The following is a 13,477-nucleotide window of genomic DNA, read 5'->3' as shown; positions in this document are numbered from 1 at the left end:
ACGTGGCCGATAACTGTTCTTATGTCACCCTGCGCTCCCCGTGTAGCCAGCCGCCGACGCCCGTCAGGCGCCCTAGGGTTGATGGACCTTGCAGAGCAGCCACGGATCTGCTGGACTTGTCTGGAGAAGATGACAAAAGGGGAGCAATGAAGCTCAGGAGTCCCGCCCTCGTGGTGCCAGGCCTCATGTCGATCGCCATCGCGTGCTGTGCTGCAGCGCCGACTGCTTCCTCAGCAAGTCAGCCCGGAGCTCCGTCAGCTCCTCCGCCTGTGAACTTGTCCGAGGGCTTGACGCTCCCTGACGGGTCTCACGTGGCCATCGCCCCACCGAGCACCCCAGGCTGCAAGCAACTCCCGCTCATCGCACAGCGCTGGGAACGGCCAGACCGCACGCAGAAGGGCATCGCCCTCCCTACGCCGGCTCCCGACAGCGCAACGGTTGCGCTCTTCCAGGACCCCAACGGGGGCCAGGTCAGCACTCCCATACCTCCGCGCGGCTGGTCCCCACAGACCGCGAGCGCCGCGGAGCTGGACTACTACGGCTACCCCTCTCGCCCATCAGACGCCCAGAGTCTCTCTGCGTGGATCACCGCCGCGAAGGCGTTCCACGGCTTCGGCAGCCCCGGGCTGTGTGAGGACACCACCTACCGGAATGCGCCGCTGCCCACCCCGCCGGCGACGTCCCCGACGGGCTCGTACAACACGTCGGTCTCTAGCTCCAATTACGCCGGTGTCTACAACGGTGCAACCAACATCAGCAAGGTGTACGCGCGCCGCGTCAACACGGGCTACAACTCAGGGACCTGTGCAAGTAACGCCGAGCATTCCGCATGGGTAGGCATCGGAGGCTTCGGCGGGAATCCCCTCATCCAAAACGGTGTTCTGGACAGGGCGGCTACCCGATCCAGGCGTTCTACGAGTACACAGGCGGCAGTTACGGCCTACCCTCGGTAGGCGCCATCGTAATCAACAACTACCCCGTCTACTCCTCCGATGTCATCAGCATGTCAACGCAGTTCTTCGCGAACGCGTCTGGCGGGTTCTTCGAGTTTGCATGGAACTCCAGCACGAGCGGATCCAGGGTCATCGATTGGACGGGCGGAAGCACCACGGCCGCGAACTACTGGCGTTCCGGGGCCTATGCCGAAGCCGTAGATGAGCGACCCGCTACCGACACCTCCGGCGCCCACCTCTACCCGCTGTTGAACTACAGCACAGCTAACTGGGACAATGCAAAGTACTACCAGGGGGGCGACACGTCGACGAGCTCCTGGCTGCGCTCCGGTAACGCTGGCTTTCTGTACGCCGTGGACGGTTCGGGCTACACGATTGAGAACGGGTCGGGCGGCTCCACCGTCGATGCGTTCAACGACACCTGGCACTACTGCGCCTGACGCTGCCCGTCGCGCGTCGCCCGGGCGAGACTTGCCGTGTCCCTCAAGGGAAGCGCCGAGGCTGCCGAGATGAGAGCAGAAGCGTTCTCAGAAGGGCCGCCGCTAGATGCTTACGAAGTTGGGGCTTCCGGGCTCGCTCATGCTGCTGATCGCCGCGATCCTGCACGCGTCGCCCCCTGGAGCAGGTGCCCGTCCGGCTAGTCCCCCGGTGACCGTTGCCTCCCCGACCTCGAGTTCCCAACGTGCGGCTCCCCCGGTCAAGAGCGACCTGGACGTCTCGATGGGGTCCAAGTACACGACTCTTCGAGTTCGCAGGGGTGAGCGCTTCACGGTGACCGCGACGCTGCAGGGACTGAGAACGGAGCCAGCGGTGGAGACCTCTGGTCGCCTACTCAAGATTGTCGACCAGGGCATCACCGCTGAGGGCACCTCATATTCGACTTTCATCGCAGTTCGAGTAGGACGAACAACTGTATTGGCGCGCGAGGTGCCCTTGGGCGACATGCCCGACCTTATCATGAAGGGCACCGTGCTCGTAATTCCCTGAGTGCTCGAAGCTAAAGGCACCTTCTTCCGGCACAACTGCGAGCAGCGCGGTAGTACCGACAACTACCAGTCGAACTCGCGCACCCTCACTGCCGCTCGCACCCCTCATGCGGCCATAGTGGCAGGCCGGTCCTCAGCGGGAACGGTGCTCCCTCGGGCTTCTCGCCTCATTCCCGTTCTCGGGTGATTGGCTAAAGCGACGCCGTCGGCGGGCTCGCATGCCGGTCGACGCCGCGAGAGATAGGAATGCGATCGCCAGTGCGGGCCACCCCCAGGGCGATCCGAAGACCCGCAGCATAAGGGTGCCGAGCACGGTTAGGACGAATGCCGCAATCCACAACGCCGCCGCTGTCGAACCGTACACTTGCCTATCCGTCTTTCTTGGGGCAGTGATGCAATCTGTAGGGATCAGTCCCCGCGCCGCCGGCGCTTGGGCTGCGAACGTCTGAACCAGTGAGACATGTTCATGTTTGGCCCCCAAATCGCTTGAGCGATGTAGGTTGTCACCAAAAAGACGGTGCCCACAATGATGATGACTAGCGTCCCATCCACGTCCGCTCCAATCCTCGGCAGCACTTGCTGATTTCGTCTGTCACTCATTCCTAGTCCTCGAAGGGAAGCTTCAACTTCTTGATCACCTTGTAACCCTTGATTGCCAGACCCGCGGTGTCAGTCACAGCGTCGGCGACCGTGAAACCGGCTCCTACTACGTTGCCCGCAGTCTCTCCATACTTGGCGCCGACTGCCTTCTGCACCACATTCTCTACGCATCCTTGCAGAGCGCCCTTGGCGCCACCCTTGACACCCTCTACAAGCGTTCCCGCTCCGGGCTCCTCCAAGCTTCCTTCTGCCGCGCCGAAGGCGAAATCGCTGGCGCCACCGGTGGCTGCACCTCCAGCGCAGGTGTGTGCGTAGCTGTCCAGACCGCTGGGGTCGGTGAAGTCCGCTGGGCTGGCTCCTGCGTAGAGGTAGCCGTTCGCCTCCTGCCCGCTGGGATCCGCTTGCGTGAAGCGGCCGATCTGGGGGTTGTAGTAGCGGGCGCCGAGCTTGTACAGGCCGGTCTCGCTGTCGAGGTAGCCGCCGGTGTAGCGGAGGGGGTTGCTGTTGGTGACGGTGGTGGCGGTTCCTGCTGCGGCTGGGGTGACGCCGGAGGTCTTGCCGAAGGGGTCGTAGGTGTAGGTGCCGACGAGCGCGCCGTTGGCGTCGATGAGGGCGACGACGGTGCCGAGGTTGTCGGTCAGGTAGTAGTAGATGCTGCCGCCGGTGAGGTAGGCAACGGGCTCGCCTTCGGGGGTGCGGATGAACCGGTCGGTGGCGGTGCCGCTGGTCTGGCTGGTGAGCCCGACGGGGCTGTTGAGGTAGCTGGTGGTGCTCGAGCCGACGGTCTTGGCGGTCCGCTCGTAGTTGCCGGTGCCGGCGTAGGTGTAGCTGGTGGCGGTGCCGGCGTTGACGGTGGCGGCTTGGTCTCCGCGGGGGTAGGTCCAGGTGCTGGCGGTGGCGTTGATGGCGCCGGTGAGCTGGTTGCCGTCGCCGTCGTAGGACCAGCCGGTGGTGCTGCCGTTGCGGCTGGTGAGCTCGTCGGCGGCGTTGTAGCCGTAGGTGTGGGAGTCGACGTTGACGCCGTTGGAGTAGGTGACGTCGGAGAGCCGGTTGCCGTCGAGGTCGTAGCTGTACGTCCACTCGGCGGTGGTGCTGCTGCCGGACACGGTCTCCTTCGCGTCGGTCAGGCGCTGGAAGCTGTCGTAGGCGTAGGTGAGGGTCGAGTTCTGCGGCCAGCCGATGCCCACGTGGTCGGTGCGCTTCTGGGTCAGGCTGCGCTGCTTGTTCTTGGTCGAGTCGGTGGGGTCGACGTGGAGGTAGTCGTAGGTGTAGTCGACGATCGTCGCGCCGGTGCCGGATACGCTCTCGATCTCCGACGGGCGGCCAGAGGAGTCGCGGGTGACCGCGGTGTTGGCGGTGGTGCCGGAGTAGCCGGTGGAGGTGCGCGCACCGTTCTTGTCGTAGCCGTAGGTGATGCAGCGGCTGACGGTGCCGGTGCAGGACCCGCCGGGCGCAGCGAGCGTCGCGAGGGTGTTGTCGTGGTTGTAGGTGTAGGTGGTGGTGCCGCCGGCGTCGGTGTAGCTGGTGACGTTGCCGTTGGCGTCGTAGCCCAGCGTCGTGCTAGCTCCGCCGGGGAAGCTGGTGGTGACCTGCCGGTTGAGCTGGTCGTAGCTGTAGCTCGTGGTGCCGGTGTTGTCCTGCCGGCTGGTGACGTCGCCGTCGTCGTCGTAGGTGTAGATGATGCACTTGCCGGTCGCGACGTCGCCGGTGCCGGCGGTGGTGCTGCAGGTGGTGGCGTTGTTGAGCTGCTCCTGCTTGAGCCGGCCGATGTTGTCGTAGGTGTAGGTCGTGGTCTTGCTGCTGCTCGTGCGGGTCTTGACCCGGCCGATCGCGTCGTAGGTGTAGGTCACCGCGGACAGCGGGCTGGGCGGGGTGACGGTGTCGACGTTGCCGGCGGTGTCGTAGTGGTAGGTGGTGACACCGCTGATGCCGTTGGTGTCACTGCACAGCTGGCCGGCCTTGCCGCCGCAGGCAGGCGTCACTCCGTTCACGGTCACGCCCTGGTAGCGGTAGCTGTGCGTTGCGACCCCGTTGGTGGGGTTGGTGGTCGTGTCGGTGACGGACTGCACGTTGCCGGCGGTGTCGTACTGGATGGAGGACTTGTCGCCCTCGGTGTCGGTCGTCTGGGAGGGCAGCCAGTGCCCGACGCGGTTGGTGACGGTGCCGGGGGCCTCGCTGTAGGTGATGGTCGACTCGGCTCCGTCCATGGCGGGTGCGCCACCGGGCATGGGGACGGACGGGGCCTTTGACCCTCCGTCGCGGTAGTCGGTGTCGAACTTGTAGGTCGTCTCGGCGCCGTCGTACTGGCCCCCGACGCCGGTGGCGTCGAAAGCGGAGGTCTTGTTGTTGTCCGGCCCCCACTTGGCCTCGCGGTAGTGACCCAGCGGGTCGGTCACCTTGGTGACGCGGTCGTGGCTGTCCCAGGCGTAGGTGGTGTCGCCGGTGGTGTTGGCATCCTCGACGACGGTGGAGCCGGCGCCGCCGGGGGTGGTGGGGTCGGTGTAGTCGAAGTACACCGGGTTGCCCGTCGCGGTGGCGGCGTTGGTGAACTGGGTGAGGGAGGTGACCCGGTCGCCGCTGTAGCCGAAGCGGATGACGTTGCCCCGCGGCGTGGTGATCTGGTCGAGCAGCGTGTTCGTGTAGTGGAACTGGGTGTGCTTGCCGTTGACGTCGGTCACGTCGGTGAGGTCCGCGCCGGTGCGGGTGTAGGTGACGGTCCGGCCGAGCGCGTCGGACAGCCCGGTGACCCGGGTGTTCCCGAGGGCGGAGCTGTAGGCGGAGTTGACGGTGATGACGCGGCCGGCGGTGTCGGTGACCGAGGCCTGCAGCCGGTGCTCCCCATCGGGAGCAACGGTGCTGGTGTTGGGCTGGTAGGCGATCGTCTGCGTGAGGCCGTTGCGGTCCTTCACGCTGGTGAGCCGGTAGTAGTGGCTGGTGTTGAGGCTGTAGGTCTCGACGGTGCCGGAGGTGCGGCCGGTGATGGTGATGGTCGCCTGGTCGGTCGAGAGGGTGAGGTCGTTGTGGACGCCGGGCGGGGACTGGTACCCGCCGCCGGCCTTCGGCCAGTACAGGTCGTAGTGCCCGTCGGGTCGGCGTACGCGGATCGCGCCCGTCGAAGGCGCCCAGGGTGGTGAAGAGGGTGCCGAGGGTGGCGTACTCGTCGTAGCCGTAGCTGGTGGTCCAGTGGGTGCCGACGGCGCCGCCGAAGTTGATGTCGAACGCGTCCCGGGAGTTGTAGGTCCGCACGATCGAGGTCGAGAGCCCGGGACCGGGGACGGTCATGTCGGTCTGCTGCACGACGAGGTCGCCGGAGGCGATGTTGACGTGCGCCGAGAGGGTGTCGGTGAGCGGCACGTCGTAGTACTGCTGGGATGACTGCAGCCCGAGGGAGGGCTGCCAGATGACGTGGAGCTCGGGGCGCTGCCCGTCGGCGCAGTTGACGTCGCAGTAGTCGTTGGTCTGGTAGCCGGTCTCGTTGGTCGCGCGCAGCTCGAGGCCGTAGTTCGAGCGGGCGCCGGACACCCAATCGCGGACGAGGGCGGTCGCCGGGAAGTAGTCGTCGGCGTTCGTGCTCGCCGTCGTCGTGACCGTGCCGGTCGCGTCGGTGTCGGTGTCACCGCCGGCGGTCGTCCAGGCGGTGGTCGAGTTGCGGTTTGTCCAGGAGGCGCCCGGCACGGTCCAGGGGGCGGTGACGCCGTAGATGGACACCTGCTGCGTCCGCCCGGAGACCAGGTGCGTGCTGACGTGCATCTTGAGGTTGGCGTCGACGATCGTCGCGTCGGTGGGGATCGCGGTCGTGACGTCGTTGAACTGCAGCAGCGCCCGGTAGGTGCCGGGGTAGCCGGCCTGCGCCCCCAGCGCGGCGGTCGCGGACCCGACGGTGAGGGTGGTGAAGTGGCAGCCCTGCGGGGTCGTGGCGGTGGTGATGGCGCAGGTCTGCGCGCTGGTGCCGGGGTCGAGCCACAGGTCAGGGTCGAGCGTCACCGGGAACGCCCGTGACGAGCCGGCCAGCCAGGCCGCGTCGAGGGTGGTGGTGAGCGTCCACGCGCTTCCCGCCCCGGCGAGCGTGTAGTGCGCGCCCGCGCCGGTCGCGGCGGTGCTCGACCCGTTCTCGTACACCGAGGGGGCGGGGATCTCCCCCACCACGGTCCCGGAGCTCGTGCGCAGCGACACCGACCCGTCGACCTCGAGCCGCGGCGTCCAACCGGCCGGGACATGCAGGTCGAACACGTACGACGACGGCGCGGACGCGTCGGCGAGGACCAGGTCCTCCCGCACGCTCGACGCCGCCGCGGTGACCCGGGCGGTGACCGAGGGCAGGACGCCTGAGTAGGTGGCGACCGCACCGGATACGCTCGGCGCGGCCGGGGTGCCGACGGTGTGGAGCTGCAGCGACACCTGCCCCGCCGCGGCCGCCGCCGCGACGGCACCCGAGGCCAGGGAGCCCGGCACGCTGACCGTGACCGGGGCCCGCGGTCGACTGCCAGCCGCCGTGCCCGTCGCCGGTGAGCTGGTCGTCGATCTTCTGCCACGCCCCGGAGGCATCCCGGTAGTTGACCTGCCCGTGGTAGAGCACGGTCTCGCGCAGCCCGTCCCTCGTCGCGAAGGTCCGGGAGTCCGCGGTCCGCAGGGTCGGGAACTCGCCATCGGCGGCGGGCTGCGGCAGCGGGGACGACTTCAGCGCCACCACTCCCCCGGGCGCGGTGCCGCCCGGCGGCGGCGAGGCCTGCGCGGCAGGGCTGGCGGCTGCGTGCGCCGGGGTAGCCAGGGCCGCGGGCAGGCCCGCGACCGAGAGTGCGACAGCGACGGGAACGACAGGGAGGTAACGGCGACGCATCAGCCAGGCTCCTTCGCCCGGGCACGCCAAAGAGACCCTGTGGCACAGGTAGTTCTCGTGGCGGACCCTGCTACGGCAGCCCCTTCGGCTACCGCTCGCGACCGCCGCCTCACACGCACCTGACGCCCGCGAACCGGGACAGTAGACCCGGGCAACCCTGAGCGGAAGACCCAGAAGATGAACGATCTCGCGCCGCGCTCCCTCATGCTGCACTGTCACCCGATCGGGTGAACGGGACCCGCCCCTGGCGGGCTAACCGGTTCGGAGGTTCGCAGATTTACGTCCCCGCGGTCGATCCTGGACAAGCTCTCCCTCGGGGCGGTCGTCCCGCTGCTGAGCGGTGCACCCTCGCAGCCGTCGCAACGACGCTGTCGCCTCGCTTCGGTCCGCTCCGGAAGCGGCACGCGAGAAGCGTGCCCTCGCTAGCGAGAGCCGCGGAGCCGCTCGAGAGCGGCGCGCGCGTCGCCTCCGGCGAGCAGGTCCCCGACCGGCTGCACCACGCCGTCGCCGGTGTCGGCGAGCTCGTCGAGGGCCTCGTCGTCCTGGGTGACCTCCGGCGTGGGCACGGCAGGGTCAGGGTCTGGGGGCTGCTGCGGCAGCGGCGGATGGAGGTACGCGCGGCGCGCTTCGATGGCCGCGACGAGCCGCTGTACAACCCAGCCGCTCACATCGAGCTCGCAGCCGAGAACCCCAGACGGCCGCGCCCGTGGACAGCCCAGGAGAGCCGCGACTTCCTCCGCGCGATCGAGCTCGACCGACTCCACGCGCTCTACCAACTGCTGCTCGTCACCGGCATGCGGCGAGGGGAGGCGACGGGACTTCGTTGGGCCGACCTCGACCTGGACGGCGGAGCCCTCTTCGTCGTCCAGCAGATCACCGAGGTGCGCGGCCAGCTCCTCGTCGGCAGCCCGAAGACCAAGCGGGGGAGCCGCGTCGTGCCCCTTGACCCGGGAACTGTTGAGCGCCTCCGCCAGCACGAGCGTCAGCAGCAGCTCGAGCGCACTGCGTGGGGGGCCGCCTGGCAGGACCACGGCCTGGTCTTCACCCGCGAGGACGGTCGGCCGCTGCGGCCGGAGTACGTGACGCGGCACTTTCAGCGTCTGGCCGAGGAGGCCGGCCTGCCGGTCATCCGTCTGCACGACCTCCGCCACACGAATGCCAGCCTCGCGCTCGCGGCCGGCATCGACATCAAGGTCGTCTCGGACCGGCTGGGCCACTCGACGACGGCCATCACGGCCGATCTCTACACCCATGTGGACCGCGGCGTCGGGCGATCCGCGGCCGATCGGATCGCCGCCGTGCTGTCCGATGCCGCTGCGTCCGGCTCGGTTCCTAGGCGTTCCTAGCGCACCAGCAGACATCCACCCCGGAAGGAGCCTCAGATGCCGCCGCACCGCCGCACACGACAGAGGCCCTGACCCGCGTTCCCGCTGGTCAGGGCCTCGTGTCTACTGTCTCGACACAGCGTGCGCCCGAAGGGACTCGAACCCCTAACCTTCTGATCCGTAGTCAGATGCTCTATCCGTTGAGCTACGGGCGCATTTCTCAGCCCGCGGAGGACCGCGGGCCGGACTAGATACTACATGACCTCAGCTGCCGGGGCTGACGTCGTCCGCCCGCCTGCGGTCGAGCGGCTCGGGCTTCTTCGCCGTCCGCCCCACCCCCGAGGTGTACGCGTCGAGCAGCCCGTCGAACAGGCTGATCGCGACACCGCACGGGACGATGAAGATGAGGAACCGCAGGATCGCGGCGTCGACCGACACGGTGCCGGCGACGAAGGCCTGGTACGTCGTCGGCGAGCAGATGACGAAGGACCCCAGGAGCGCCCCGGGCCGCAGGACGCGCACGCCTAGCTCCGCTCAGCGGCGTCGCGCCGGGCGCGCATCTGCTCCTGGAAGACGAAGCGGCGCACGAGGTCGCTGGCGGGGTGGTCGTCGGGGAAGCTGATCGTCACCTCGTCGAAGCCGTTGCCGGAGGGCTCGCTGCGCACGACGGAGCCGAGCAGCGTCACGACGTCGCCCTCGACGTTGAGCCGGACCTCGACGGGCTCGGCGGGCAGGAACGAGCCGGGCGCGAGCCGGCAGCGCACGCCGCCCTCGCCGAGGTCGACCATCCAGCCCATGCGCACGGTGTCCATGTCGCCGCCGCCGACGAGCGAGAGCGCCCCGCTCGTGTGCACCCGCGCGTACCGCCGGCGCTGCACGAGCTCGACGGTGCCCTCGAGGCGGACGCGCCACAGCTTCATGCCGCGGCGCTCGGTGCCGAGGAACTGCGCCGGCACGCTGCACACGCCGCGCGCGGAGGTCCAGTGCAGCGACACGGTGTCCCCGACCTGGGGGCCGTGCAGGTCGCCGACGTAGGACGCAGCCGCGAGGAGCACGTCGCTGCCGTCGACGTCCTCGATGCGCGAGGGCAGCACCGGGATGTCGTCCCCCAGGCCCACACGGACCAGGGTGTTGACCGCCGGGTACGAGATCACCGCTCCTCCGCCTCCTCCTGCGTCGCCGCCGCCACGAGCAGCTCGGCCCAGCGCCCGCGGCTCGCACGATCCCCATCGACCACGGCCACCGGGTGGTTGAGGACAAGCACCTCGCCAGGGGTCGTCGTCGCCTCGGCGTTCGTCACGACGAGCGCGTCGACGCCGGGCAGGCGGCGCAGCTGGGCGCTGTTCTCGGCGAGCTTGCGGCTCGCGTCGACGACGGCCCACGTGGTGTCGGCGCCGAGCGCCGCGAGCATGCGCTGCGCCCACTCCGCGCCGATGCCGCGCATCGGCATGTCGACCGCGACGACCGTCGGGAGGTCGGAGGCGCGCCACTTCTCGATGCTGCGGGAGAGCGCATCGCGGTCACCGACGTGGCCGCGGCCTCCGAGGTCGAGGCCGAGCGGCGTACGCGCGACGAGCGCCACGTCGTCGGCGACCAGGCCGAGGCGAGCGGCCTGTCGACGGGCCTCGTCGTACGCCGCGCGGCCCTCGCCGACGATGGCGATGACGGCACCGCTGCGGTCGGCGCAGGCCGGGACGGGCGGGAGCGCAGCGGCGACGGCCGCGGCCGCCGACTCGATGTCGATGCGCGCGGGCAGGCCGGCGACGAGCTCGCGCGGGACGCCGACGGCGACCATCTGCTGGGCCGAGCGACCGCGGGGCGGGAGGACGGGCTCGGGCTCCTCGACGGGCGCGGGAGCGGCCTCCTCCACGACGGCGACGGGCTCGACGACCTCCGGCTCGGCCATGGGAGCCGGCGGCGGGGTGACCGCGGCGACGACGGGGGCGGCGGTGAGGACGACGGCGGCCGGCGCCATCGGCGCGAACGGCTTCGGCTCCTCGACCGCGACGGCCACGGGAGCAGCGGCCGCGACGACCGGAGCGATGACGACCGGGGCGACGACGGGAGCGGGCACCGGCTCCTCGACGACGGGCTCGGCGAGGATCGCCTCGAAAGCCGCACGCTCGCGCAGCAGCACCTCCGCCGGGTCCTCGGCCTCGGCGACCGGCTCGGCCGGGGCCGTGCGGCGAGCGGAGACCGTCTGCTCGGCGGCGAGGTGCGGGAAGGCGGGGCGGACGGGGCGCGCGGGGGCCGGGGCGGGCTCGGGGTCCGGGAGCACCTCGGCGTCCTTGCTCAGGGCGGCGAGCAGGCGGGCGAACGACGGGGAGTCGGTGCTCACCAGCGGGTCGCCCTCGGCGGTGGTCGCCGTCTGCACCAGCTCGACCTCGCGGCGCACCTCGGGGCGGTCGGAGCGGCGGCGCTGCTCGCGGGCCGAGTCACGGATGTCGCGGGTGTCCACGGAGTCGCGGATGTCGCGCGAGTCGGCCGTGTCGACCAGGTCGAGGATGTCCAGCCCGGCGGCCAGGACGCCCGACCCGGAGTGGGCCGCGTCGTCGGCGACCTCGACCTGGATCTCGAAGCGCTCCTTGGCGAAGAACCCGCCGATGCCGCCGCTGCGGACGCGGTCGGCGTGGACGATGCGGGCGGCGGGACCGTGCTCCGCGCGGACCTGCGCGAGGAGCTCCTCGATGCTCGAACCCTCAAGCAGCAAGCGCGTGGGCATCGTCCACCACTCCGATCGTCTCGATCCTCATCTGCCCCTGGACCTCGCTGTAGGACAGGACGGGCATCCGGGGGATTGCTGTCCTCACGAGTCGGCTCACCGCGCCCCGCACCTGAGGGGAGCAGACGAGGACGGGGTTGACGCCCCGCTGCTCGGCGGCCTCCATGTACGCCGCGAGCCGCGTCGTGACGTTCTCGAGCCGCACGGGGTCGAGCAGGATGTGCGTGCCGCCGTCGCCGTTGATCATCGACTCGAACAGCGACTGCTCGAGGCGCGGCTCGAAGGTGATGACGCGCAGGGTGCCGTCCTCGACGTACGGCGCGGCGATCGCCGGCCCCAGCGCGGTGCGCGCGGCCTCGACCAGACCCTCGGTGTCGCTGGAGACCTTGGCGCGCAGGGAGAGCGCCTCGAAGATGCGCGGGAGGTCGCGGATCGAGACGTGCTCGTCCAGCAGGCTGTGCAGCACGCGCTGGACCTCGCCGAGCGTGAGCATGGCCGGCGTGAGCTCCTCGACGACCACCGGGTGCGTGCGCTTGACCATGTCGACGAGCGAGCGCACGTCCTCGCGGCCGAGCAGGCGGCTGGCGCCCTGACGGACGACCTCGGCGAGGTGCGTGGTGAGCACGCTCGTCCGGTCGACGACGGTGGCGCCGAGCATCTCGGCCTGCGCGCGCAGCTCGATCGGCACCCAGCGGGCGGTGAGGCCGAACACGGGCTCCTTGGTCGGCGTACCCGGCAGGCCGTCGAGGCTCTCGCCGATGGCGAGCACGGTCCCGGGCGGGGCCTCGCCGCGGCCGGCCTCGATGCCGCCGATCTTGATGACGTAGGTCGACAGCGGGAGCTCGAGGTCGTCGCGCGTACGGACCGGCGGGAGGACGAGGCCGAGCTCGAGGGCGATCTTGCGGCGCAGCGAGCGGACGCGGTCGAGCAGGTCGCCACCGACGCTCGTGTCGACCAGGTCGATGAGGTCGCAGGCCAGCTCCAGTGCGAGCGCGTCGACGCGCATGTCCTCGGCCAGCTGCTCCGGCGAGTCGGGCCCGGGCGGGGCCTCGATCGCGGCCGCGGCGTCGGTCTCGGTCGCCTCTACGGGCTTCGGGACGCGGGTCGAGGCGTACAGCACCAGCGAGCCGATCGCGAGGAAGGGAAGCTTGGGCAGGCCCGGGATGAGGCACAGCGCGAGCACCGCGCCGCCGGCGATCCGCAGCGGCAGCAGCTGCTTGCCGAGCTGGGCGACGAAGTCGGAGCCGAGGTCGCCCTGGGAGGCGGAGCGGGTGACGATGAGGCCGGTCGAGACCGAGAGCAGCAGTGCGGGGATCTGCGAGACGAGGCCGTCACCGACGCTCAGCAGGCTGTACGTCGTCATCGCCGTGCCGGGGCTCTGGTGGTGCTGGACCACCCCGATGATGAAGCCGCCGATGAGGTTGATCGAGGTGATGAGGACGGCCGCCGTCGCGTCGCCCTTGACGAACTTCGAGGCGCCGTCCATCGCGCCGTAGAAGTCGGCCTCGGCGGTGATCGCCTCGCGGCGCTTGCGCGCCTCGCCCTCGTCGATCAGGCCCTGGTTGAGGTCGGCGTCGATCGCCATCTGCTTGCCGGGCATCGCGTCGAGGGTGAAGCGGGCGCCGACCTCGGCTACGCGCTCCGAACCCTTGGTGATGACCATGAACTGGATGACGACGAGGATGAAGAAGATGACGAGGCCGATGACGAGGTTGCCACCGACGACGAAGTGGCCGAACGCGTCGATGACGTGGCCCGCGAAGCCGTCGCGCAGCACGAGCCGCGTGGCGCTGACGTTGAGGGCGAGCCGGAACAGCGTCGCGATGAGGACGACGGTGGGGAAGATCGAGAAGTCGAGCGCGTTGCTGACGAACATGCTCAGCAGCAGGATGACCAGCGCGAACGCGATGTTCGCCGCGATCAGCATGTCGAGCACGACGGTCGGCAGCGGCACCACCAGCATCAGGATGATGCCGACGACACCGGCGGGGATCGCCAGCCGAGCCCATGAGGTGCGCACGTGCAACCTTCCCGACGAGGAGCGCCGAGGTCCG

Annotated in this window: 9 protein-coding genes, 1 tRNA gene and 1 pseudogene; 3 read left to right on the top strand and 8 right to left on the bottom strand. The window is 69.7% G+C overall.

The window, feature by feature from the left end; genetic code table 11:
• Window positions 1-1,003 precede the first annotated feature (1,003 nt).
• Complete coding sequence (locus EV189_RS04145; protein ID WP_130491638.1) at window positions 1,004-1,393, top strand: hypothetical protein; 390 nt, start codon at window positions 1,004-1,006, stop codon at window positions 1,391-1,393.
• A 1,148-nt stretch (window positions 1,394-2,541) separates the two neighbouring features.
• Here the strand turns inward: EV189_RS04145 and EV189_RS04140 are convergent.
• Both EV189_RS04140 and EV189_RS21090 read right to left on the bottom strand, forming a co-directional pair.
• On the bottom strand, window positions 2,542-5,448 hold the full coding sequence (locus EV189_RS04140) for an RHS repeat domain-containing protein (protein WP_130491637.1): 2,907 nt from the start codon (window positions 5,446-5,448) through the stop codon (window positions 2,542-2,544).
• Between the two features lie 268 nt (window positions 5,449-5,716).
• Window positions 5,717-6,523 (bottom strand): annotated as a pseudogene (locus EV189_RS21090) (DNRLRE domain-containing protein); the annotation flags it as partial.
• 112 nt (window positions 6,524-6,635) lie between these two features.
• Between EV189_RS21090 and EV189_RS20425 the strand changes: the two are divergent.
• Complete coding sequence (locus EV189_RS20425; RefSeq protein WP_196788517.1) at window positions 6,636-6,872, top strand: hypothetical protein; 237 nt, start codon at window positions 6,636-6,638, stop codon at window positions 6,870-6,872.
• Between the two features lie 926 nt (window positions 6,873-7,798).
• Here EV189_RS20425 and EV189_RS20025 read toward each other — a convergent pair.
• Complete coding sequence (locus tag EV189_RS20025; RefSeq protein ID WP_165400115.1) at window positions 7,799-7,942, bottom strand: hypothetical protein; 144 nt, start codon at window positions 7,940-7,942, stop codon at window positions 7,799-7,801.
• Between the two features lie 39 nt (window positions 7,943-7,981).
• Between EV189_RS20025 and EV189_RS04130 the strand changes: the two genes are divergently transcribed.
• Entirely contained in the window at window positions 7,982-8,722 is a 741-nt protein-coding gene (locus EV189_RS04130) for a site-specific integrase (protein ID WP_130491636.1), read from the top strand.
• A 121-nt stretch (window positions 8,723-8,843) separates the two neighbouring features.
• Here EV189_RS04130 and EV189_RS04125 read toward each other — a convergent pair.
• From EV189_RS04125 to flhA, 5 genes are all read right to left on the bottom strand, one after another.
• Window positions 8,844-8,916 (bottom strand) — tRNA-Arg (locus EV189_RS04125).
• Between the two features lie 49 nt (window positions 8,917-8,965).
• A complete protein-coding gene (locus EV189_RS04120; protein ID WP_130491635.1) occupies window positions 8,966-9,223 on the bottom strand; it encodes a hypothetical protein in 258 nt (85 codons plus the stop codon).
• 2 nt (window positions 9,224-9,225) lie between these two features.
• Complete coding sequence (locus tag EV189_RS04115) at window positions 9,226-9,855, bottom strand: PilZ domain-containing protein (RefSeq protein ID WP_130491634.1); 630 nt, start codon at window positions 9,853-9,855, stop codon at window positions 9,226-9,228.
• Window positions 9,852-11,411, bottom strand: coding sequence for a hypothetical protein (locus EV189_RS04110; RefSeq protein WP_130491633.1), 1,560 nt, complete (start codon window positions 11,409-11,411; stop codon window positions 9,852-9,854). Before EV189_RS04110 ends, EV189_RS04115 begins: the two co-directional genes overlap by 4 nt.
• Entirely contained in the window at window positions 11,401-13,386 is a 1,986-nt protein-coding gene (flhA, locus tag EV189_RS04105) for a flagellar biosynthesis protein FlhA (RefSeq protein ID WP_407938109.1), read from the bottom strand. Before flhA ends, EV189_RS04110 begins: the two co-directional genes overlap by 11 nt.
• Window positions 13,387-13,477: the final 91 nt, after the last annotated feature.

This window comes from Motilibacter rhizosphaerae, assembly GCF_004216915.1.
In the GTDB taxonomy this organism is placed as follows: Bacteria; Actinomycetota; Actinomycetes; order Motilibacterales; family Motilibacteraceae; genus Motilibacter; species Motilibacter rhizosphaerae.
Note: the sequence above shows the minus strand (reverse complement) of the source record. Positions and strands in the feature narration are given on the sequence as shown.

Bases quoted from the DNA above. Each gene is read 5' to 3' on its own strand.
- EV189_RS04130 (WP_130491636.1), top strand. From the start codon at position 7,982: ATGGAGGTACGCGCGGCGCGCTTCGATGGCCGCGACGAGCCGCTGTAC.
- flhA (WP_407938109.1), bottom strand. From the start codon at position 13,386: ATGCTGGTGGTGCCGCTGCCGACCGTCGTGCTCGACATGCTGATCGCG.
- EV189_RS04145 (WP_130491638.1), top strand. From the start codon at position 1,004: ATGTCAACGCAGTTCTTCGCGAACGCGTCTGGCGGGTTCTTCGAGTTT.